We start from the raw sequence: 1,185 nt of genomic DNA on the forward strand, positions 1-1,185 counted from the left end.
GATGATGTCGCCGCTATAGGCGACTCGCTCACAACGTATTGGTCATCGATCGAAGATGCACCGATCGTCGAAGCGGTTAGCGGGTTGGGTGATGCGATTCCGACCGGTGGCAGCATGCCGAGTGCGTCGTTCTCTGCATTCAATCGGACCTATACCTTTGAAGTTCCTACAGAAGTCGCCGACGTTGTCACGCCGGTTCTGTCAGCTGTGATGTATGCCGTGTGGTCGCTGTTGGCGATTCGGCTATTCGTTGAGGGTTGATCATGCTCGACTGGCTCTATATCTGGCTGCAGAGTTTTCTTTCTTGGCTGAACGATACGCTGCTCTACGTTCCGAAGTGGGTTCTTGAGAAGCTCTTGGCCGGTCTCTCCGCGCTGTTATCAGCGATTCCGGTGCCTGATTGGATGTCTGCCGCGTCCGGCTATCTGTCGGGCATTCCAAGCGGCGTTGTGTGGTTCCTCGACATCATGCACTTCGGGTTCGGCGTGACGGTCGTTTTGTCGGCGCTGACGCTGCGGTTCCTTATTCATCGAATTCCGTTCATCGGGTGATTTATGGACCTTTCGTCGATCACCGGGGAGGTTGATTTCGCATCTGCGACGCTGGGTGTTTTGGCGATCTTCGCATCTGTTGCGGTGGTGTTCGTTGCATTCGTCGGTGGCCGTTACCTGCTCGCTGCCATTCGTGGTGATGATTGGTACAGCGAGCAGGCGCAGGACATGGATGACGAATACGATTATCAGATGCGTCGCGACGAGCAGCTGCGCGATGAAATGCGGGAGTTCGGCGACGCCGGTTTCGAGCATCCGGACGACTTTTTAGAGTGGGATGCGGAGCGTTCAGAGTGGGTTGATCGGAGTGCCGACGAGTGAGCATCGTCTCTTATGTCGGCCTTCCTGGGCATGGTAAGAGTTACGGCGTTGTCGAACACGTCGTTATTCCGGCTTTGAAGGGCGGCCGAACTGTCGTGACGAACATGCCGCTTCATCGCGATGCGCTGATTAAGTTCTGCGGCGCTGGCGACGTCGTCTTTATCGAGAAGGACGCGGACGTTCGAACCATCGTGCAGCTTGGCATAGAGCGGCCCGGTGTGGTTTTCGCTATTGATGAGTGTTGGCGGTACTGGCCGGCGGGCAAGCTGCCGAATCAGATTCCTGAAGATGAAAAGGAATTTTTTGCGATGCA

The 1,185-nt window shown here is 55.7% G+C and carries 4 protein-coding genes; all 4 read left to right on the forward strand.

The window, feature by feature from the left end:
* The coding region (locus G7Y82_RS21120) for a hypothetical protein (protein WP_168150117.1) at positions 1-261 on the forward strand (261 nt) is incomplete at its 5' end.
* Between the two features lie 2 nt (positions 262-263).
* Positions 264-551 carry a hypothetical protein gene (locus G7Y82_RS21125; RefSeq protein WP_168150120.1) on the forward strand — a complete coding sequence of 96 codons (288 nt, stop codon included), beginning with the start codon at positions 264-266 and terminating at the stop codon, positions 549-551.
* Positions 552-554: 3 nt separating this feature from the next.
* Positions 555-872, forward strand: coding sequence for a hypothetical protein (locus G7Y82_RS21130; protein WP_168150121.1), 318 nt, complete (start codon positions 555-557; stop codon positions 870-872).
* Positions 869-1,185: zonular occludens toxin domain-containing protein (locus G7Y82_RS21135; protein WP_366515711.1), on the forward strand; the 317-nt coding region annotated here is incomplete at its 3' end. The genes G7Y82_RS21130 and G7Y82_RS21135, both read left to right, overlap by 4 nt.

Source organism: Solimonas marina (assembly GCF_012241385.1).
In the GTDB taxonomy this organism is placed as follows: Bacteria; Pseudomonadota; Gammaproteobacteria; order Nevskiales; family Nevskiaceae; genus Solimonas; species Solimonas marina.

What these genes read in the sequence shown, in the direction of transcription:
- G7Y82_RS21125 (WP_168150120.1), top strand. Translation starts at nt 264, where the DNA reads ATGCTCGACTGGCTCTATATCTGGCTGCAGAGTTTTCTTTCTTGGCTG.
- G7Y82_RS21130 (WP_168150121.1), top strand. Translation starts at nt 555, where the DNA reads ATGGACCTTTCGTCGATCACCGGGGAGGTTGATTTCGCATCTGCGACG.